This is a genomic window from Paenibacillus turpanensis, from assembly GCF_011421635.1.
Classification (GTDB): domain Bacteria; phylum Bacillota; class Bacilli; order Paenibacillales; family YIM-B00363; genus Paenibacillus_AK; species Paenibacillus_AK turpanensis.
The window spans coordinates 225107-244267 of record NZ_WTLI01000004.1; the positions used below are offsets into that span (position 1 = coordinate 225107).

Annotated in this window: 22 protein-coding genes and 1 riboswitch; of the genes, 7 read left to right on the forward strand and 15 right to left on the reverse strand. The window is 45.5% G+C overall.

Annotated features, from left to right (window positions below):
• Window positions 1-182: 182 nt before the first annotated feature.
• A complete protein-coding gene (locus GQS10_RS05685; RefSeq protein ID WP_166239914.1) occupies window positions 183-1181 on the forward strand; it encodes an LNS2 domain-containing protein in 999 nt (332 codons plus the stop codon).
• A 60-nt stretch (window positions 1182-1241) separates the two neighbouring features.
• Here GQS10_RS05685 and GQS10_RS05690 read toward each other — a convergent pair whose 3' ends face one another.
• Together GQS10_RS05690 and GQS10_RS05695 are read right to left on the reverse strand one after the other, a co-directional pair.
• Window positions 1242-1718: a DUF2062 domain-containing protein gene (locus GQS10_RS05690; protein ID WP_207952150.1), complete on the reverse strand. Its 477-nt coding sequence runs from the start codon at window positions 1716-1718 to the stop codon at window positions 1242-1244.
• A gap of 139 nt (window positions 1719-1857) precedes the next feature.
• Window positions 1858-2760 carry an AraC family transcriptional regulator gene (locus GQS10_RS05695; RefSeq protein WP_166239918.1) on the reverse strand — a complete coding sequence of 301 codons (903 nt, stop codon included), beginning with the start codon at window positions 2758-2760 and terminating at the stop codon, window positions 1858-1860.
• A 254-nt stretch (window positions 2761-3014) separates the two neighbouring features.
• Between GQS10_RS05695 and GQS10_RS05700 the strand changes: the two genes are divergently transcribed.
• Window positions 3015-3269, forward strand: a complete 255-nt coding sequence (locus GQS10_RS05700) for an Atu4866 domain-containing protein (protein WP_166239996.1) — start codon at window positions 3015-3017, stop codon at window positions 3267-3269.
• A 24-nt stretch (window positions 3270-3293) separates the two neighbouring features.
• Entirely contained in the window at window positions 3294-4025 is a 732-nt protein-coding gene (locus GQS10_RS05705) for an SDR family oxidoreductase (RefSeq protein ID WP_166239920.1), read from the forward strand.
• A 162-nt stretch (window positions 4026-4187) separates the two neighbouring features.
• Here the strand turns inward: GQS10_RS05705 and GQS10_RS05710 are convergent, their stop codons facing one another.
• From GQS10_RS05710 to GQS10_RS05760, 11 genes are all read right to left on the reverse strand, one after another.
• Window positions 4188-4676: an OsmC family protein gene (locus GQS10_RS05710; RefSeq protein ID WP_166239922.1), complete on the reverse strand. Its 489-nt coding sequence runs from the start codon at window positions 4674-4676 to the stop codon at window positions 4188-4190.
• A 1-nt stretch (window position 4677) separates the two neighbouring features.
• A complete protein-coding gene (locus GQS10_RS05715; protein ID WP_166239924.1) occupies window positions 4678-5853 on the reverse strand; it encodes a cobalamin-independent methionine synthase II family protein in 1176 nt (391 codons plus the stop codon).
• Between the two features lie 4 nt (window positions 5854-5857).
• Complete coding sequence (locus GQS10_RS05720; RefSeq protein WP_166239926.1) at window positions 5858-6676, reverse strand: phosphate/phosphite/phosphonate ABC transporter substrate-binding protein; 819 nt, start codon at window positions 6674-6676, stop codon at window positions 5858-5860.
• 21 nt (window positions 6677-6697) lie between these two features.
• Complete coding sequence (locus GQS10_RS05725) at window positions 6698-7825, reverse strand: acyl-CoA dehydrogenase family protein (RefSeq protein ID WP_166239928.1); 1128 nt, start codon at window positions 7823-7825, stop codon at window positions 6698-6700.
• A 394-nt stretch (window positions 7826-8219) separates the two neighbouring features.
• Window positions 8220-9572, reverse strand: a complete 1353-nt coding sequence (locus GQS10_RS05730; RefSeq protein WP_166239930.1) for an ATP-binding protein — start codon at window positions 9570-9572, stop codon at window positions 8220-8222.
• Between the two features lie 88 nt (window positions 9573-9660).
• A complete protein-coding gene (locus tag GQS10_RS05735) occupies window positions 9661-10473 on the reverse strand; it encodes an alpha/beta fold hydrolase (protein ID WP_166239932.1) in 813 nt (270 codons plus the stop codon).
• 119 nt (window positions 10474-10592) lie between these two features.
• Window positions 10593-10677: riboswitch (cyclic di-GMP riboswitch) on the reverse strand.
• A 205-nt stretch (window positions 10678-10882) separates the two neighbouring features.
• On the reverse strand, window positions 10883-11758 hold the full coding sequence (locus tag GQS10_RS05740) for an AraC family transcriptional regulator (protein ID WP_166239934.1): 876 nt from the start codon (window positions 11756-11758) through the stop codon (window positions 10883-10885).
• A 79-nt stretch (window positions 11759-11837) separates the two neighbouring features.
• Window positions 11838-12557 (reverse strand): DUF2306 domain-containing protein, encoded by a 720-nt coding sequence (locus GQS10_RS05745; RefSeq protein WP_166239936.1) that lies wholly within the window; start codon window positions 12555-12557, stop codon window positions 11838-11840.
• Window positions 12558-12681: 124 nt separating this feature from the next.
• Window positions 12682-12909: a helix-turn-helix transcriptional regulator gene (locus tag GQS10_RS05750; protein ID WP_166239938.1), complete on the reverse strand. Its 228-nt coding sequence runs from the start codon at window positions 12907-12909 to the stop codon at window positions 12682-12684.
• Between the two features lies 1 nt (window position 12910).
• On the reverse strand, window positions 12911-13357 hold the full coding sequence (locus tag GQS10_RS05755) for a hypothetical protein (RefSeq protein WP_166239940.1): 447 nt from the start codon (window positions 13355-13357) through the stop codon (window positions 12911-12913).
• Between the two features lie 325 nt (window positions 13358-13682).
• Window positions 13683-14267: a Crp/Fnr family transcriptional regulator gene (locus tag GQS10_RS05760; protein ID WP_166239942.1), complete on the reverse strand. Its 585-nt coding sequence runs from the start codon at window positions 14265-14267 to the stop codon at window positions 13683-13685.
• Between the two features lie 159 nt (window positions 14268-14426).
• Here GQS10_RS05760 and GQS10_RS05765 point away from each other — a divergent pair, with 159 nt between their 5' ends.
• The gene (locus GQS10_RS05765; protein WP_166239944.1) at window positions 14427-15389 is read left to right on the forward strand and encodes an NAD(P)-dependent alcohol dehydrogenase; all 963 of its coding nucleotides are present in this window, start codon (window positions 14427-14429) and stop codon (window positions 15387-15389) included.
• 177 nt (window positions 15390-15566) lie between these two features.
• On the opposite strand, the gene GQS10_RS05770 is transcribed toward GQS10_RS05765, so the two are convergent.
• Window positions 15567-15959: a RidA family protein gene (locus tag GQS10_RS05770; protein WP_166239946.1), complete on the reverse strand. Its 393-nt coding sequence runs from the start codon at window positions 15957-15959 to the stop codon at window positions 15567-15569.
• Between the two features lie 106 nt (window positions 15960-16065).
• Between GQS10_RS05770 and GQS10_RS05775 the strand changes: the two genes are divergently transcribed.
• Window positions 16066-16428: a winged helix-turn-helix transcriptional regulator gene (locus GQS10_RS05775; RefSeq protein WP_166239948.1), complete on the forward strand. Its 363-nt coding sequence runs from the start codon at window positions 16066-16068 to the stop codon at window positions 16426-16428.
• Between the two features lie 353 nt (window positions 16429-16781).
• Here GQS10_RS05775 and GQS10_RS05780 read toward each other — a convergent pair whose 3' ends face one another.
• A complete protein-coding gene (locus GQS10_RS05780; protein ID WP_166239950.1) occupies window positions 16782-17747 on the reverse strand; it encodes a helix-turn-helix transcriptional regulator in 966 nt (321 codons plus the stop codon).
• Window positions 17748-17860: 113 nt separating this feature from the next.
• Between GQS10_RS05780 and GQS10_RS05785 the strand changes: the two genes are divergently transcribed.
• Both GQS10_RS05785 and GQS10_RS05790 read left to right on the forward strand, forming a co-directional pair.
• The gene (locus GQS10_RS05785) at window positions 17861-18340 is read left to right on the forward strand and encodes a GyrI-like domain-containing protein (protein ID WP_166239998.1); all 480 of its coding nucleotides are present in this window, start codon (window positions 17861-17863) and stop codon (window positions 18338-18340) included.
• Window positions 18341-18361: 21 nt separating this feature from the next.
• Window positions 18362-18829 (forward strand): phage tail protein, encoded by a 468-nt coding sequence (locus GQS10_RS05790; RefSeq protein ID WP_166239952.1) that lies wholly within the window; start codon window positions 18362-18364, stop codon window positions 18827-18829.
• The last annotated feature ends 332 nt before the right edge of the window (window positions 18830-19161 follow it).

Here is a 19161-nt window from a genome sequence, read left to right on the forward strand (position 1 = left end):
CCCTCCCGTTGTTTAAAAACTGGTATACCCTATTACGGGAAAGCGGCACACAATGTTTCGGCAGTTGGGAAATTTAGGGGGCGCTTTGGTTAATTTACTAACCCTTAAATTCAAACTAACAATCTGTTTACACTTCTGTATTACAATTTCCACGAATCCATTAAATGGTAAGGAGTGAAGTTATGTTTGTCGCAAAAAGAATCCGATCATTCATCGTAGTATTGATGGTGCTAGTCCTGTTCACCTGCCAAAATCCTTTCGTGACTCTTGCCAATCCCACTTCCACCGCTAACCTCAGCTTTGACTTCCATAATCATGCGTTTCATGGGCAAAAAACGGGATTTAACCATTGGGTTAATACCTACATGGTCAGCACTCATACCCCCCATCACAATGGCTATGATATGATTTTTTCAAAGAATGACCTCCAGTACATAGACGCCAAATTCCAGTATGGTGATTTCCGTAAAGATCTTGAGGATGAGTGGATTTCAATATACACCTGGACCTTCTCAGATCCACAGCCAGCTTGGAAATACCTTGGGCGTGCACTCACCGATTCCGATGGCCGGATTCACTACGTCCTTCCGAAAAATCTAAATGTGGGAGTCCATCTCGTAAAGCTGTTTGTGGAGGGTGACGGTACAGAAGCAAACATGTACATCCAAGTGTTAGACAAGACGTCAAAATACGTTGTATTCGATATCGACGGCACCTTGACCACCGATGATTTTGAAAACATTAAAGCTTATGCAAGTGAATTGTGGAACGGTTCTTACCAGCCCAAGGCATATAACCATGCTGTGGATGTCGTCAGATTTTACGCCGAGCAAGGATACGACATTCTTTACTTATCAGCAAGACCTTATTGGCTTTCGGAGAAAACGCAAACATGGCTCGTTCAGAAAGGTTTTCCAAGAGGAATGATTCATACTTACGAAGGCTCCGAGATTTTATCCGGTTCCGGTGCGATCACCTATAAGCTAAATTATTTAAAATCCATAATCTCCAAAGGAGTACAAATTGACTACGCTTATGGTAATGCCGAAAGTGATATTTCCGCCTATTACGGAGCTGGTTTGACGGGTGATCGGATTTTCATCATTGGGGAGAATGCCGGTTTGCAAAATACAACACCGATCCGTACTTATGGAGAACATCTGCTAAAGTTAAAGCAATAAATACGCAATAAGCTGTCCCCATGAAAGAGGTGTTCTTCTTCATAGGGGCAGCTTTTTTTGTTAATGCTTTCTAAGCCTTTTCAACACCGTGGGTCTTAATTTTTGGAACAGATAACGAAATAAAAAATACCCAATGACCATAGAAAGAATGCTATTTACTGTACTACCCAGGAAAAAATCAACGCCTAATTTCCCTAACCTTTCAAGGAAAGTCAGAGTTTCAGTAAATTCTACTTCTTCAATTGCCTTGGGTACATCCGCCTGATGATTAGGCCCCCGAAGGATACGTCCAGTTGCATAATTCATATAAAATAGTAACGGCCATAAGAACGAGCCTAGCGCAGCTGCGATCACCGCCGCCACTGTACTTCCCCGAAATAATTTAGTAAGGGTGATCGAAAGCAAAGGCCCGATGCCGAATGTGGGAAACCAGCACGGTAAAAAGCCCGTGACTAACCCAAGTGCAACTTTATGCGCTCCCGCATTAATTCGAAACAACCTTATCGCGTAGTACTTAACTCTCCTGATAACCTTCACTTCTATTCACCGTTTTCTAAGAAGTTTTTAACTTTATTAAGTTTAACACAAATCATTCAACCCCGGAAATTTCCTTATAATTCCTAACATCTTGCCGAGTATTACACCTTCATGAGTTAAAAAATCCCTTGATGTTACTTCATCCTAGCGTCTCCCGCAGACGTTGAAGATCTCTCATCGGGGACAACCCAAATTTGCGGGTATATTCCCGACTGAAATGCGAAGGGCTTTCGTATCCGACCAGGTACGCGGCCTCGGCCGCTTCCATGCTTTCCGTGATGAGAAGCCGCCTCGCTTCCTGAAGCCTAAGCTGCTTCTGATACTGGATCGGGCTCATGCCCGTGACTTCCTTAAAATAGCTATGCAGCGAAGAGGTGCTCATTCGGGCCTCCTCCGCAAGCTCCTCTACCCGCAAGGGCTGCGCAAATTCACAGTTCAGCCGCTCAATCACCTTTGCGATCCGTTGAGCGTGGCTGCCGATGAGCGAAAACTGCTTCAAAGCCGCGTTCTGTCCATCCTGAAGAACCCGGTAAATAATCTCGCGTAGGATTCCGGCAGCAAGTACGGGAATCTCCTGCGGCGCATCCAGCAGCCGGACAAGCCGTAGAACGGCATCAAGAAGCGAATCGCTAAGCCGGCTAATCACCAAGCCGCACCCAGGCTCGCGTTTCGGGCTCGCCGCTTGATTCGAGAGCTGAATCACTTCGAGAATCTGGTTCATATCGAGCTGCAGCTGCACACTTAAATAAGGTGTCTCCGGCGCAGCCTCCACCACCTGCCCCGTAATGGGCAAATGGACGGAGGCCGTCAAATAACTGGCCGAATCGTACCGGTAGATATCCTCCCCGAGCGTCACCATCTTTGCGCCTTGAGCCACCACGCATAGAGACGGTTCATAGACAGAATGAACCGGTTCGGAAATCCGGGAGGCACGAATAAAGCGTGTCCCCGGAATCAGCGTTTCCTGCGTGCCATCCGCTTTTATATATCGCCCCATGATCTCCGCCAATTCTCCGCTTCGTCCAACGGATCGTCCTTCCATGATTCACGCCCCCGTTTCGCTCTCTCGTACTCTTATACTCCCTACTCTATAAACGATTGGAGAATTAGGCAAGTACTGTGTATTTTCCCGCTACCGCTTGAATTTCTTATTGAGTCATAATGAAGCCAGAAATCCGATTGGAGGTGACGAAAATGATCAAGCTCCTGTTCCTTGCTCTTTTGTTCAACCCCTTGACGATTCAGTCTTGCCAAGATCCGAATGCCATTCGGTACTCGAAGGAGGAAGAGAATAAAATGAATTCGGAAATGGGAAATCCGCATCCCTATGTCGGGATGTGGGTGACGAAAGACGGCCATATCCGGCACGAGCTGCTGCCGAACGGACGCTATGACGAAGCGCGCGGAAGCCGCAAAAGCGCTTATCAAGGCAGTTACACCATCAAGGACGATCATATCGAGTATGTGGATGACACCGGCTTCACCGCCGACGGCGATTTCATCGATGGGGTGCTGTACCATGCCGGAATGGTTCTCTATCGTGAAAAATAATCAGTGAAATGGAGTGACGGTAGAATGGCTGCACTTGAGGGAAAAGTGGTTATCGTTACAGGAGCAAGCAGCGGAATTGGCGAAGCAACCGCCCGCATGCTCGCACACGAAGGCGCTCACGTCGTCATCGGGGCTCGTCGCTTGGAGAAGCTTGATGCCTTGGCAACGGCTATTCGTAAGGAAGGTGGTTCAGCTGCCGTTCAACAGCTTGATGTGACGGAGCTGTCGCAGATGAAGACTATCGTCGATTTGGCAATCAGCCGGTTCGGTCGACTGGACGCGATCGTGAACAATGCCGGCGTGATGCCGCTCTCCCCTTTGGAGGCATTGAAGATCGAGGAGTGGAACCGGATGATCGATGTCAATATCCGCGGTGTCCTTCACGGCATTGCCGCCGGTCTTCCGGTCATGAAAGCACAAGGCTTCGGACAATTCGTCAACGTGGCCTCCATCGGAGCCTACGCCGTATCCCCCACAGCTGCGGTGTACTGCGCAACCAAATACGCCGTATGGGCGATTACGGATGGGCTGCGGCAAGAGGTTGCAGGTCAAGGCATCCGTTTGACTCTCGTGTCGCCGGGCGTAACGGAATCCGAGCTGGCCGAGACCATAACGGATCGCGAAGCGAAGGAGCTTATGAAAGAGTACAGGCGCATCGCGTTGCCCGCGTCAGCCATTGCCCGTGCGATCGTTTATGCCATCGGACAGCCAGCCGACGTCGATGTAAATGAATTGATCATTCGTCCGGTCGTGTAGTTTGGAGTAACATATACAAGAACCGCAAGCGATCATCCTATCAGAGGAAGATTGCTTGCGGTTTTGTCGTCATTGGGCTCCGACGTCTGAACTGATTCACTGTCTGTCACAAATGCACCGTCCCTGAGGTCAAGGCGTACCGGCGGCCGAAGACGAGGCAATTCATATCAGCTTTTTAAAGAAAACCTCAAGCTCCATGGATCTTTTTAACGTGTTGTAAATGGGCGATTTTTTAAGTGCACCGAGGCAAAAATCATCGAAATCCTTGTCCTCCAGATCAACAAATAAAAAAACGGTCACCGTTATGTTTTGAATCGACGGTTCTTCATCATACCCTTTTACACCGACCAAAGATAAAGGGTTTTCCAGCGAAAGGTTTAGTACCCCTTCAATCTCTTCGATGATGAAGCCCCTTTTTTTCGACTGCTCTAAAAGCGTCAATAGGATGCTGCTTAACACGGAGCCTGCGAAGTATTCCACACTGCTAATTGGTTTATATTCCGAGTCAAAGCTGATTTGCTTTTCGATTGCAAAGCTATTTTTATTCGTATAGATTTTCACCGTGGAGAGATCATTCGACGTGCCCCTAAACTTCATATCAAACCTTCGGGACTCATACACTGTGTTGCTTTCATCCTTTGGCCGCTCCATCCTATTGGCCCCTAACTATGGAAGCGGCTTCCGTTAACGAACGCATTTTGCCCGAAATATGCTCAAGCACATTCACAGGACTATTGGAAAAGGTTGCAAAGCCGCAGTCCGGATTCAGCCATACTTTTTCCTTGGGAAGATAAGTCAATGCCTCTTGCACTCTGGAAAGGATGGGGTCCACGGTCTCCACGTCATCGGAACGCGGATTGATCACGCCTAAACCAAGTGCCGTATGCTCTGCTATCCTCGGATCAGCCAATAGGGAGCTCAGCTCCCCTGCCCTTGGCGTTGAGAATTCAAGAGTGAGAAGGTCCGGATTCACCTTTGCAAATAATTCAAGCAGCGGCGTATAAGGACCCGTCAATAAAATACGCTCATCCTTACTCCAGTTGCCTCTGCAGACATGCAGCGAAGCGACCGTTTCCGTTTGTTTGATATGGCCTATAATCTGTCCGATCAAGGAACCGGCAAATTCAAGCTCCTCTTTTGGATCTTTTCTCTCGGAGAGAGCCGCGCACATAAATGACCTTGGCTTCCCCTCTGTAAACACCACCTCGGTCAGTACCGGTTCATCCAATTGAATGACATCAACACCGATGCTCACCAAGTTATCGATCTCTTTCTTTAAGATCTCGATAACATGCTGACCCAGCTCCTCCTTGCTTCCATAAACCTTCCCAGTAAGCTTAGGAAGCCACATTGATCGAGTGAGCAGATAAGGCCCCGGCAGTGTGACCTTAACGGGTTTATCCGTAAACTTCTTCAAGGTCAGAAGCTCTTGAACAACAATATCACCATTGTACTGCAGCTTATCAACACAAATCGCATTCTTAATACTGACTGCCGGAACATCCAGCGCGGTCAGCATGTCCTCGAACGCCTTTTTATCGTCAATATAGTCCAGCATTTCACTCATGCTCATCATGGTAACGCCGCCTATTTTGTCGGAGACAAAGGACACATAGTTATCTCGTCCGAGCTCGCCGCTTGTGATGATGTCAATCCCCGCATCCTCCTGCAGCTTTACGATCTTCCCGGTTTCCATCTCAATAAGATTGTTGAATTCGCTGGATTCGATTGCTCCTCTTCTCTTCATTCTTAAGGCGCTTAGAACCTCTTTTGACCTAGGCATACTTCCAATTAAGGACGTAGGAAACAGCGGTAATTGGCTTTTCATATGTTTATCTCCCAAAGAACTTCAGATAGTCGTTGGCTTCGCGTAATTGCTCAAATCCCGTGATTCTGCCTTCAACCCATTCCTTCAAGCCTTCCATATCCATCATCTGCTTATGGGCTTCATTCGAATAATCCATTCTGTGAAGCACCTCTTGCCATTCTGTGAACCTTTCCGCGGAAAAATCGGGATGTGCGGTGAAGATGCAGTGGTCAAATAAAGGCGTTGTATCCAAACATACCAATTGATTCTCATCAATGGTGCCATCCTTCTTCCAAGCTTCCCAGTTCAAATCCAATGTTACCGAGGCGTCTACCGTTCCCGCCCTTAACGCCTTGATGGCATCCAGCTCTCCTCCAACATGGTCTCCGTGAAGGCCAACACCAATATCAAACCTTTGTTCCGTATAGTCCACTCCGTATTCCAGACCATTGACATGCAAATATTGAATGGGAATCAATCTCGCTTGAGGAGAATCTATAGCACCAAAGCCAATCGTCTTCCCTCTAAGACCATCGAGATGGGTTATACCGCTGTCTTTCCTGACAATGAAGCAGGATTTTCTGTCTCTGTCCGTATCTCTCATCGAACCCATCTGGCAGGTTCCACCCGTTCTCAAGTAGGTATCCAGCCAGGCGAGAGGGGAATTCCATGCGATGTCAATTTCCCTGTTCATCAAACCGTCAACCTGTCCCTCATAATCCTTATAGAAGACGCATTCGATTTCAAGCCCTTCCTCTTTGAAAAAATCAGCAATGATTCCCCAGATCACGGTAACCCTTGGATCATAAATCACTGCACCGACTTTGATTCTATCGTTACTCAATGAGCTCACTCCTTTTGTTATTTACGGAATCATCTGACCCGTTAGTGCTTTTCCAAGCCAAACCGACAAAACATCAGCACTTGGAGCCATGATTTGGCCTGCATATGCGTCTCGTAAGAGCCTCTCCAATGGCAGAGCCTTGTTGTATGCTTTTCCTCCGCCGACTCTCATGGCAAGCCTTCCACACTCGATCGCGGCTTCGGAGGCAAAAATTCTTGCCGACAAAATTTTAGCAAGCGCATCGGCTTCCCCGGTAACCCCTGCTCTGGCTGCTTCCAGCGTGATGGCTTTTGCGGCAGACGCTTGCTTGTACATATTCCCAATATGTACTTGAATGGTTTCGATCGCAGACAAACTGCTGCCATCCGGGTATTTTCTGTTCACAGCATGGCTGCTGGCGATTTCATACATGTGCATGGCCGTACCGCTGTATACAGCCCCGAGCCCTGTGATGAAGAAAGGAGCGACCACATTGAATACCTGCTCTTCGCCTGAACCTTCCGCTCCGATGCGGTAGGATGAATGCAGCGTGACCTGATTCAAATTCATTGGACATGACGAGTTTCCTCTCATCCCCAGCCCATTCCATTCTGACGTTTCGAAGGACAAGCCTTCGGATTCCAGAGGGACCACCCAATTGTTTATTTTTCCTTCTTCAACCGATGGTGCAAGCACGAGATAGTAGGACGCATAAGCTGCGGACGTTACCATGCTCTTCTTCCCGGTGAACGTTGTGCTGTCCCCGTTAACCTTCGCCGTCATTTCCGTAATATAAAAATGAGTGCCTGTTCCGAATTCGCTGTAGGCTAAAGCCATGAACGTTCCGTTTTCAATAATGTCTGCAAAAATCTTTTTCTTCAATTCTTCGCTTCCATGCGTGACAAGGCACATCACTGCAACATTGTGCATCATATAGCAAAGTGCCGTAGTGGAGCAGGTCTCCGCAAAGGCCAGACAAGCCTGGGCATGCTCTTCAAGTCCTTTTCCAAAACCGCCGTATTCTTCAGGGATAAGGAGTTTTAAAAAGCCGCGTTCACCCAGTTCCTTAAAAGATTCCTCAGGAAAGCTTGATTCCTTATCGGTCCTTTCTGTGTAGGGCAGTATGTAGGATTTTGCAAAAGCCTTTCCTTCTTGATAAACATGATTCATAGATTCTCTTCCTTTGCTTGATATCATTTTTTGTCGCTTACATGAGAAAGCCGTAAAGATCGACTGTTGGCGGCTTAGCCACGATGTGTCGACAAGAAGCACGTTATTCATAGATTTTACCATAATCTAGTTGCGTTTTGATAAACTTTCATATGCTTTATGATGGAATGGAATAAATAAGAGTCAATATTTTGCAAGTCCCCTCTGTTTCCATCAGAGCATTAAGGTTTATCAAAGCTCATAAATAAAAAAACCGCGAAAACAATCATTCCATCTAATTTCCTTGGAGTGATTATTTTCACAGTCTGGAATTCGCACACGGATCGAACAAAATGCGCCCCCTCTGACTTTTGGCGGCATCATGTGAGCAGCTTTCTGGGATTCCACCACGCAACTAGTGCACCTTCAGAACATAGCTTTTTGACTTTTCCCCTACTGGCAGGGTCACCTCAACCGTGGTTCCTTCGTTCAATCTACTTAGGATGTTTAACGATCCTTGATGATCTTCAATGATTTTACGACAGACCATAAGCCCTAACCCTGTTCCCTTTTCTTTCGTGGTATAAAAAGGTTCCCCGATTTTCTTCAGTTTTTCTTCGGGAATGCCCTCACCCTGGTCAGTAATGCGTAAGAGAATGTTATCCTCATCTTTATTGTTAACCGTTATTTTAACTTGCCCGCCATTTGGCATCGCTTCTATCGCGTTTTTAAGGAAATTAATTAATATTTGCTTCATTTGATTTTCATCGCACTGAATGAAAGTTGGCACATTTTCTTCAAATTTCACTTCCACTTCAATATTATGCAAGTGCACCTGCGAATCCATTAGTGTGCAAACCTGCTCAATCAAGGCTCTTAAATCCACTTGTTTTAATTGCGTAGCTTGCGGTTTTGCGAGGAGCAATAACTCGTTTAAAATGAGTTCAATTCGATTCATTTCATCTTTCAAAATTTCAAAATAGTAAGGCTTTCCGTTGTTCTCTGATTCCATTAATTGATGAAATCCCTTGATCGCGGTTAAAGGATTGCGAATTTCATGGGCGATGCCCGCAGCAAGCTGACCCGCTACGCTCAGTTTCTCCGAATTCAAAAGCAGCTCCTGGGTCCTTTTTCTTTCTGTGATATCGCGTATAATGGCGCTCCAGAAATATTCGCCATTCGTTTGCCAACAGTTAAGAGAAATCTCCGCAGGGAATTCCGTGCCGTCTTTTCGAAGTCCGCTCATTTCGATCGCCATTGACTGTCCTGTGGCACGGAGACGTTCCACGCCTCGACGGTATGTCTCCTTGAGATGCTCAGGAACAATGATCTCCATATCTTGTCCGATGGCTTCCTGTTCGGTATAGCCAAAGAGCCCTTCTGCCCCTTTATTCCACGTTATAATCTTCGTGCTTTGATTTGCCAATATAATGCCGTCGCTAGCCATCTCAACAATCGATTGCTTGGCCTGCTGTGCCACTTTCTTGGCTAGAAGGAGCTCGTGTTCGAGTTTGTGTCTATTCACTGTTCTGATAAGGATACAATCAATGACCATTGTTCCTTCTCGCTCACAGCATATTCCATTCAAAAGGACAGGCACTTCAGAACCATCCAAGGATTTTAAAGTAAGGTACATCTCCTCCACCTTGCCATGCATCTTCATCAAAGGAAAAATATAAACTTGGTAGAAAATCTTGCTTGACTCCGTTAGAATTACATCCACTCGACGACCTTCAGTATTGTTGCGCTCTGCAATGATCCATTCCAATAGCTTATCATTAATCGACTGAATGATTCCGTCTAGGGACAGTGATAAAAATCCGCATGGCAACTGATTTGCATATATGTTCATATATCTATGACGTTGAGAGGTAGTCTTTGATCAGTGCTACCGTTTCCTCGGGATGACTCAAATGAGGACAGTGCCCCGTTGCTTTCATAAATCGGATTTCGCTGCCAGGCATACGGCGATGGATATATTCTCCTACTTGTATTGGAGCGATCGCGTCATCAGCGCATTGCAAAACAAGCGATGGAACGGTCGCTTTCGAAAGATCCTCCCGGTTATCGGAAAAGAAGGTCGCCCTTGCAAAGTTGCCGGCAATCATCGGATCGGTCGAACAGAAGCTCTCTTCCAATTCCTCGGATAATATCGGTCGGTCCGCATTATTCATGATAATAGGAGCAAAATGTTTTGCCCACTGAATATAGTTTTTCTCCATCAATTCAATAAGACCTTCGAGATCTCTCATTTCAAAACCGCCAGCGTAGTCAGGAGGATCATTAAGATAACACGGCGATGGTCCGATCATAATTAGACATTCAAAATACTTGGGATCCTGTATAGAAGCAATTAGTCCAATCATACTGCTGACAGAGTGTCCTACGAAAATAGCTTCTTGTAATTGGAGGGATGCAAGAACATCTAATACGTCTTGGGCATAACCAGAGAGTTGATTGTATCTTGTATGGTCGTAGTATCGAAGGTCAGTCTTTCCTGCGCCTACGTAATCGAAGGTAATAATCCGATAATCTTTTTCAAAAGACGGAGTGACATACCTCCACATTCTCTGGTCACAGCCGAAGCCTGGAGCGAAGATGATGGGCTTATCACCGTATCCTGTTATCTTTACGTCATTTCGCTTTATAATATCGATATTCTGACCCACACAGAAGCGCCTCCTTCATAAATATAGTGAGTAAAATAACAAAAAAAATACTACTATGAAATTGTAGTAGTATCCTAAAAGTAAATTTCGGAATTTATCCCAAGATAATTACCCAATTTTTCAGTAACTCAGCCACTATAGGATCGTTCCGTTAAGTCTGTAGCTTTGCGCCCTCATCTTTTGATGAGTATGTCATTTTCAATTGGTTTATCTTGCGCCATTTTCATGAGTAATGTTCCAAAAGAACAAAGTTATATAAAATTATCTGAATAATCCTTCCCTTTGTCAATAGGTTTCAACATTCGAGGTCAATTGTGGTACGGTTCACCGCGCTAGTCTGTAACAACAAGATTAAGGCCGCCCATTACTGGATGGCCTTCACTCAATCATTTTAAACGGTACGGTTCTTTTAAGACTTTTTCCTAATTGGAATCCAAATCTCGCTCCTATAATTGGGGGATGACATATCCCTACTTTCATTCCATAGCATTTCCGGCCCCATCGCTAGCTCATAGCCTGCGGAAGGAAACCATTCCGAATAAATACGTCCCCAAACACTTTGTAATGTTTCGGGAAAAGGCCCGACAGCTTCGAAGATAGCCCATGTTACTGCAGGAACCTCTAGGGTCGTCAAATTCTCAGGAATCTCGGCGTTCGTAGCCACACCTATATAATGGTCAAGCTCCCCTATCTCCTCCATTCGTCCTTCTGAGAAATTGGTCGATGCTGATATCAATCCAAGCGGTTCTACATTAGAGAGCTTTTTGAGTTCGTCGATGTCGTCGCTGCTCAAGCTATTCCACATGGCTGCAATTTCAGCGTTCACGCCGCTAAATTGGATAGGTACTCTCTTCATCCTACCCGCAATACGGAACGACTCTTTCTCTACGATACGATAATTCATAGCGCTTCCTCCCTGAATAGTTAGTTGGAAGGTCATTCGCGAATATGCTTTTAAAGATGTGAGGTGGGACTTTACGGCGGATGGCGGAAACCCGTGCAGGCTTTGAAAAGCTCTAGAAAAAGCGTCCGCAGAGCTATAGCCGTATTTTACCGCCACATCTAGAACTCTCTCATTACCAGTTTGAATTTCAAATGCCGCAAGTGTTAGGCGTCTGCGGCGGATATATTCCGATAACGTGATGCCTGCAAGGAATGAGAACATTCTTGAAAAGTGATATTCGGAACAACAAGCAAGCCTCGCCGCTTCCTTCAGATCCATGTCCTTAGAAAGATTCTCTTCAATATATTGTAGAGCTGTATTCAGATTTTTAAGCCCATCCATATTAAATGACCTCCCTTCAGGTACATAATAACAAGGTTTGGAATGTTCCATCCGACATCTCATGCACAATTTTGCAGGGTTATATAGCCGACTTCGGTACCTGGTTCTTGCGGATGATCCATTCGGCTACAGCCAGGTTAATCAACCAACCTGCGAGCATCTGCAATGCGCCACTGACCTCTGTCGGCGGGTTGAAGAACAACAGCCCGACTGCATGCGTGATGACCTGAGTGCCTGCACCAAGCCCAATTGCGTAGGCACGTATCATCCATGCGCGGTGCTGGGGTACGTTCCCTCGCCGAATTGCAGTAAAGCCGAGATAGATGGATACGACCATGGCCGATCCAAAAAAAAGCCGAAATACATAAAGCAATTTTCCCGTCCCAGGCTGAGGGGCGTAAAAAAGAGTCATCCACAGCGCTGAAAGTCCAACGAGCAGCCCACTTAGAACCACGATCCGTCCTGCCGCACGGTGCCAACCGGGCCAACGAACGCGAAACCCGGCCGCGAACTGGAAAGCACCCAGAACGGAAAAAACACTGGCGAGCAGGATATGCGCCACTAACGGTAAAGGCATCTCTATGAATCGTTCGTCTTCGGACATGATGTCTACGCCGCCAATCAACTCTGTTACCCGGAAGGCCCCAGCAATATTCGGGATGGCGCTTAGAAGGATCAGCGAAAATGCCACGAGCAACCCAGAAGTTACTTTTACTTGCCTACCGGGTTTTCTATGAGGCGGTTTTCCTAATTCATTATGTGGTACGGGAGAAGGCCGTTCTTCCTTGTTGTTATTCATGCTCATTTTCAGCTCCTTTTTCGAATAACCGTTTAAAACACTGTACCTACAGTTGAAACGACACTCGGATAAACAGGACACCTACGATGTTTGATTTGGTTTTGGTTGAATCATTCATTCCTTATCAACTCTTCTCTCTGTTCTCCCCGTAAAAAAACACCTCTTCCAAAGGAACTTTAAAGGCTTGAGCAATACGAAAGGCTAATTCCAGTGACGGAGAGTAATTTCCCTTTTCTAAAGCCACAATGGTTTGTCTTGTTACGCCTACCTTGTCAGCTAGCTGCTGTTGGGTCATTTCATTATGGTTAAAACGGAATTTCCGGATATGATTGCCGACAAGATTTTTACCCATGTTAAACTCCTCTCCTGTAGTGGTAAAGTCTCGATAGAGATCCGGTTACGTCAGAAAGGAATCCGGAGACAATTAGGATGATGAACATTACCTTCAAAGGTTGATTGAGGGTCAAGGAGCCCATCGCAATAAGAAAACCAATTACAAACACGAAAAAAGAGTTTCGGAATGCTTTCAAGTCAATGAGCTTATCCAGCTCATCCTGAAATGCCGGTTCCTTCTCACCAGAAGTAATTCTGAAAACGATGTTAAATATAATAGTGATGACGATATGTGCGGCGATGGAAACCAGTGTTAAAAAGAGAACGAAGGCCCCACAGTAATGGAAGATTTCCTTTGAATCAACTGCACCCTCAGGATATTGCGGGTACCTGTACAAGCAATAAGCTGCAAAAATGAGTATAGTGCTGATTAACGATAAGATGCTCTTCTTTTCTTGATAAGTCATATATACCACCGCCTTTATGGAAGTAAACCACACTTAACATAAAGTATAGTAAACCTTACATCTTGTCAATTTAAAATTACAATAAAAAACCAAAAACCCACCCAATGGGTAGTCTTTTGGTCAGTGCGACAACAGTACTTTCCATTACTTCTAGTTTATGTTTCCCCAAGAAGTTTGTAACGGTAAATTTCGTTTTCCACCCGTATACGCAGGTTAAGGCTCGTCTCTTGACTTAAGTCAATGCACGTAAGCATACCCCTAGTTACAATATAAGTAGTCCTTTAACTTAAGGGGAGCGAGGTGTTTCTAGAATTGGGTGATCGGATCAGCGGGGGTCTTGGTGGATTCTCTTCTTAATTCTGCTTAGTGACTCCGGGGTCATGCCGAGATAACTGGCTAATTGATGTTGAGGTACCCGGTCGACGAGTGATGGGCGTTTCATTTGCAGCGTCTTGAAGCGTTCTTCAGGAGAGGCAGCGATAAACGCAGCGAATTCCTCTTGGACCTGACCAAGGTTCTCCTCGATCATCATACGGGTCATCGTTTCCAATTGAGGGTGTTTGTTGTACATGTCCTGTTCCGTTTCGAGGTCCCCAACGACCATTACCGTATCTTCAACGCACGTGTAGGTGTAATCGGATCGCTTGTCGGGTTTGTGATGATTGAAAATGGCGATCGCTTGCTCTTCCGTGTAGAAATTGGATGTGATCTCTCGTCCCTCTTCATCGATTGAATACTGTCTTACGCAACCTTTCAAAATGAAATAACATTTGGTAGGGGCATCTCCTTGCTTAAAAAGAACGGTTCCCTTTTTAAAATGTTCTATATGAATTTCGTCCATAATAGCTTGCTGTTCTTCTTCGTTGAGGGAAGTCCATCTCGACATGTATTTGTATAAAATGTCCTTCATTGCCGTTTTCCTTCAACTCCTTCTCTTCCGTTCCTTCCCCCATTTTCTACCGTTAGGGAATGTCATGTAAAGCACCATTGCGGTGGATTATAAAAATTTGCCGTTACTTATAAAGGTATGTTCTATGTAGAACTTACGAAAAAGTTGGAGGGGAAACTCATGAGAGCCATGGTACAAATCTCGTATGGTCCACCGGAAGTGATCGTCCCGCAAGAAATCCCGAAACCGTCGCCTGGAAACAAGGAGGTTCTCATTCGTATCTGGGCTGCCGTAGTAGGGCCGTCGGACTGCGCTTTCCGCAAGGGCGATCCGCTAATCATTAAATTGATCTACGGGCTTTCCAGACCGAAATTTGCCGTTGGAGGATGCGAATTTGCCGGAGTGGTCGAAGCGGTCGGCAAAGAAGTGAAGCATATGAAAGCCGGGGATCGTGTATTGGGGATGAGCGTCAAAAACTTCGGTGCTTATGCCGAATATATATGTCTTTCCGAAGAGTGCCCCCTTGTAGTTATACCGGATAACATCCCTTTGGAAGAAGCCGTCGGCATCTGTGACGGGGGGGCCACCGCCTTGACGTTTCTAAGGGATAAGGCAAAGCTGCGGAGGGGACAAAAGGTGCTGATTAATGGCGCCTCTGGAGCTGTCGGCATCTACGCCGTGCAATTAGCCAAATACTATGGCGCTGAAGTGACCGGTGTTTGCTCTGCCGCTAACATTGCTCTGGTAAGAAACGCAGGCGCGGATTTCATCATGGATTATACCCAGGAAGATTTCACGAAGGCGGATAAAGCTTATGATGTCGTATTTGATGCTGTAGGCAAACGCTCCTTCTCCGCATGTAAACATGTACTTACGGCCAAGGGAGTTTATCTGACTACCGTACCTAAGCTGTCTATCATTTTACAGATGATGTGGACCTCCCTGTTTAAAGGCAAACGGGCCGTCTTCGCAACAGCCGGCCTGATGCAAAACAAAGCAAATCTGGCGTTTCTCATGGAACTCGCAGCAAAGGGTACGCTAAACGCTGTTATCGATCGTCGATACCCTTTGGAGCTCCTGCCCGATGCCCATAACTATGTAGAAACGGAACGGAAAAGAGGTAACGTGATTATTACATTTTAATGTAGAGCTGTTACGTATCTCTCCCACCATTAGAAAGGCCGCAGTTCAAACCTGGTTGGCCGCCGATACCGTCCGACTTCAAAAGCCACTCTAGGTCGAGTGGCTTTTGAACATAATCATAGAGAATTTGTAGTTCTTCAAATCGCTCAGACCGTCCGCGATGACCGCGTTCGTTCGTTAGTCCGTGTGAGCGACAGCGCTGATTTCAATCAATTGCTCAGGGAACGCCAGCGCTGTCACGCCAATAAGACTACCGGCGGGACGGTGCTGCCCCATATATTCTTTAAACAACTGGATGCAAGGCTCGAAATGCTCCTTTACGTCTGTCAGGTAAATCTCAACATAAGCAAGGTTTGACTTCGTGACGCCGAACCCCGCCAGTACGCGATCGAGATTTTCAAGCGTCTGTCTAGTCTGCTCCTTGATGTCTCCCGCTCCGATGAATGTGCTCTGCATATCGTGGGAAAATTGACCCGAGATATAGATCGTACCGTTAATCGAATACCCCTGCGATATGCCGCTCCCTTCCTCCCATGCAACTCCGTGATCAAACGTTTTTGCCATCCTCATTTTTGTTCTCCTTTCGTTCATAGTATGGTGTTAGTATAAGATGATGGCAAACAAAAAAGTAGTACGCACTTTATTGATAGGTACTACCAGAAAGGATAGTGTGAGCATGGGCATGGCTGAATACAGGGGCAAAGTGAAGCATCTTCAAGACACTCCCTTCGGTTATACACTGTCCGTCATTGGCGGCAAGTGGAAGATGGTTATTATTTACCTTCTAGCGGAGAACGAGCCGGTTCGATTTAACGATCTGAAGAGACAAATCGGGGCAATTACGTATAAAACACTGAGTTCGCAGCTTAAGGAGCTGGAGCAGGATGGGATGGTGGAGCGAAAAGAATATCCCCAAATCCCTCCAAAAGTTGAGTACCGACTTACAGATAAAGCGAAAACCCTACTCCCCATCCTAGAAGGATTATGTGAGTGGGGAGCGCATCACCGACCTTCCAATATAATAAAAGAAGACGTATGAAACGGGAATATGTTACTGAGCAAGTGCTCTCTCCCTGGCCTACCGGCAGTTCCACACATTCTAGAAATTCATCCCAAACCATAGCACAGTAAACGCCAAACAGCCCCACCTGGACTTCAGGCGAGGGCTGCATTTTTTATACAGCGACATGAATCTAGTCCCTTTGATGGCCGGGATCCATTTTCACATCGATAATCTTGTCGTAGACACACAGCTGCTCCTTCGCAATACGTCACAGTTTACTAACATGTTATTTTTGTGAAAAGCCCCCGCAAGCTGACCTTATCGCCTCTCGCGATAAAACTCGAATTACCCCTTTACCGAAGAAATTCAATTCGCTTGGTTCAAGTTTTTCATTTTGGGCAAAATAAACATAATCTCTCTTGTAAACCTTCTAAAACTTCCTCTGGCACTTCCCTGATTTGGATATCCTCGCCTAAGAAAAGCATCCAATTTGTCATTTCAGCCACCTCTTCTGAATTTCCAACATTGATAAACGTCTTGAGAACGGCTGTAGCTTGGTAAGGGTTCGTGTAGGCGATGGAAACCTTTAAAGGGTGGTATTTTTTGAACTGGGCAATCGCTTTAGGACCAAGCTCAAGGACAAGGTTGGTGACTTCTTCCTGCTTGCTTAGTTTCTCCAAAATCTTTTTCTTACTAACTCTTTTTTTCGTAGGGTAGGGTTTGATATCGATGAGATTGTCGACATGATAAATCCGTTTCTTTTCTTCCTTTAAGTCAAAGCCTTCAATCAGCCACAGGCTTTTTTCACGATAAAGATGCAGAAGGTAAATGGGATACGATTCTATTCCCTCTTCTTCTTGAATTGTGATTAATATACATCGATCCAAAAGCAGAATTTGTATGAGCTTTTCCAAGATGGGATGGGGAAGGTCTGTTAGATCAAGCAGGTCAGGATTATTCGGGTTCGTTCCTTCAAAAAGCAAGATTTGATTCAATAGAACAAGGTCATCCTGCTGATTTTCTGAAATGAGGCCTAGTAACTTTTCGGCTAAAGACTGACGACTCTTTAAAAAAGGGAGTTGCTGATTTCTTGTAGCCATAAAGGCAATAAAAAGAGCTTTGACCTCATTATCGGTAAAGCGAACGTCGGGCAGGACAGAGTTGCGCATGACAAAATAACCCCCATCCCTTCCCACTTCAGCGACTAACGGCATCCCCATAGCTTCAATTTCTCTGATATCTCTAGCAGCTGTCGAGCGTGAGATCGAAAATTCCTGCATGATTTCGGAAATCGTAAAATGGGAGCGGTTGTTGATATACCGCATGATGATATTAATCCGTTCAACTTTTTTCATCAGGACTCCTAAACAGGTTCACTTTTTGACATGATTTAAGCCTATGATATAAATATCAGCCGGAGATTACAAATCATTTGATTAATTTCAAAAAAGAGGAAGGTGTTGATTTTATGGCAAACTATATCCTTGAAGAAAAAGAAAGCTTTACCGTTTTAGGTTTTGGAACTGAGCTTATGAGCCATTACACAGACTATGCTGGCATTAGCAAGGAAAAGGCAGCCTTTTGGGAGGGAATCAAACAAGATGGAAGGCTTGACACTTTAAAAGCGATCGCAACCAATGACTACATTTTTGCAGTGAATGAAGCGGTGAACAACAAGTTGATGCATTATGCGGGTGTCATGACAGCGTCTTTGTTACCAGAAGCGGACCGAGTCATCCAATTTCCTAAGGGGGAATACCTCGTTGTTCAAGGGGAAGCGAAAACATCAGACGAGATGAGTCATATGCTGACTGGCATTGCCTTTGGCCAAGTCTTGCCGGAAGCAAAGGATTTTGCTTATGTTGGCGGACCCAATGCAACGGTTGAGATGGGGCTGCGAAATGGCCTAGTGTTTGGTGAAGTATGGATTCCCGTTGTTCGGAAATAAAGAGATCAAAGGAGGATGAAATTGTCCTATATCGTTGATTTTAAAAATGTGTCTACGGTTGGTTTAGAGTCTTCTTCTATAGCAGAAGCGCTTGCTGGTTTACGTGCCAATGAAGCCCGTTATTTTATGAACAAGTACAAGCATGAATTTACGGTTGTGCCGGCTAGTGAAAGCCAGGAGACGCTTGATTATGTGAACGAAATTTTACAAAAAGAACGTGATCTTGTGTTTGCGGCCAAGCCTTTGGAAACATCGTATTTTCAAGTGGAGAATATCAAATGGGCTTTTGTCTTTTATGAGGATGGTCTTGTGGTCAACGTCCTCTATACGGTTGATGGCCCGAAGCCGAAGCGTGCTGTTGGTTTTAAGCTTTCTGAGGGGATGGAGATACCAAAAGAATTAGAAGGAAAGTTTAAATTTGCAAGGCAAAAGTCTACATTAGCTGGAACTATTCGCGGCTCGTTTTTTGTTATTAAAGGAGAGTATTAAACATCATCTAGGCAATTTTCAAAAACAAAACAGCACCGCGTGACGGAGTAGCGGCAGGTCCGGGAGATCAGACTGGCGGCATTAGCTGAAAGCGATTATTTATGCAGGTTGTACGCCAGGTTTACTAAGGAACCTTACGAACGCATGGGTATCCACGGCAAAGAATCGTATTTAGTGTGAAAATTAACGAATTGGAGGGTTTCCTAACAAAATTTTCACAGCTATAATGAAGAGAGAATTTTACTTTTAATGATATAGGTGGCGATCAAGATGTACCCAGCAAAACCTGATCTCAAAGGAATCAAAAAAGGAAGCGGCTTTGGCAAAATCGT

What these genes read in the sequence shown, in the direction of transcription:
- GQS10_RS05685 (WP_166239914.1), top strand. Translation starts at nt 183, where the DNA reads ATGTTTGTCGCAAAAAGAATCCGATCATTCATCGTAGTATTGATGGTG.
- GQS10_RS05695 (WP_166239918.1), bottom strand. Translation starts at nt 2,760, where the DNA reads ATGGAAGGACGATCCGTTGGACGAAGCGGAGAATTGGCGGAGATCATG.
- GQS10_RS05700 (WP_166239996.1), top strand. Translation starts at nt 3,015, where the DNA reads ATGAATTCGGAAATGGGAAATCCGCATCCCTATGTCGGGATGTGGGTG.
- GQS10_RS05705 (WP_166239920.1), top strand. Translation starts at nt 3,294, where the DNA reads ATGGCTGCACTTGAGGGAAAAGTGGTTATCGTTACAGGAGCAAGCAGC.
- GQS10_RS05710 (WP_166239922.1), bottom strand. Translation starts at nt 4,676, where the DNA reads ATGGAGCGGCCAAAGGATGAAAGCAACACAGTGTATGAGTCCCGAAGG.
- GQS10_RS05715 (WP_166239924.1), bottom strand. Translation starts at nt 5,853, where the DNA reads ATGAAAAGCCAATTACCGCTGTTTCCTACGTCCTTAATTGGAAGTATG.
- GQS10_RS05725 (WP_166239928.1), bottom strand. Translation starts at nt 7,825, where the DNA reads ATGAATCATGTTTATCAAGAAGGAAAGGCTTTTGCAAAATCCTACATA.
- GQS10_RS05740 (WP_166239934.1), bottom strand. Translation starts at nt 11,758, where the DNA reads ATGGATGGGCTTAAAAATCTGAATACAGCTCTACAATATATTGAAGAG.
- GQS10_RS05745 (WP_166239936.1), bottom strand. Translation starts at nt 12,557, where the DNA reads ATGAATAACAACAAGGAAGAACGGCCTTCTCCCGTACCACATAATGAA.
- GQS10_RS05750 (WP_166239938.1), bottom strand. Translation starts at nt 12,909, where the DNA reads ATGGGTAAAAATCTTGTCGGCAATCATATCCGGAAATTCCGTTTTAAC.
- GQS10_RS05755 (WP_166239940.1), bottom strand. Translation starts at nt 13,357, where the DNA reads ATGACTTATCAAGAAAAGAAGAGCATCTTATCGTTAATCAGCACTATA.
- GQS10_RS05760 (WP_166239942.1), bottom strand. Translation starts at nt 14,267, where the DNA reads ATGAAGGACATTTTATACAAATACATGTCGAGATGGACTTCCCTCAAC.
- GQS10_RS05765 (WP_166239944.1), top strand. Translation starts at nt 14,427, where the DNA reads ATGAGAGCCATGGTACAAATCTCGTATGGTCCACCGGAAGTGATCGTC.
- GQS10_RS05770 (WP_166239946.1), bottom strand. Translation starts at nt 15,959, where the DNA reads ATGAGGATGGCAAAAACGTTTGATCACGGAGTTGCATGGGAGGAAGGG.
- GQS10_RS05775 (WP_166239948.1), top strand. Translation starts at nt 16,066, where the DNA reads ATGGGCATGGCTGAATACAGGGGCAAAGTGAAGCATCTTCAAGACACT.
- GQS10_RS05780 (WP_166239950.1), bottom strand. Translation starts at nt 17,747, where the DNA reads ATGAAAAAAGTTGAACGGATTAATATCATCATGCGGTATATCAACAAC.
- GQS10_RS05785 (WP_166239998.1), top strand. Translation starts at nt 17,861, where the DNA reads ATGGCAAACTATATCCTTGAAGAAAAAGAAAGCTTTACCGTTTTAGGT.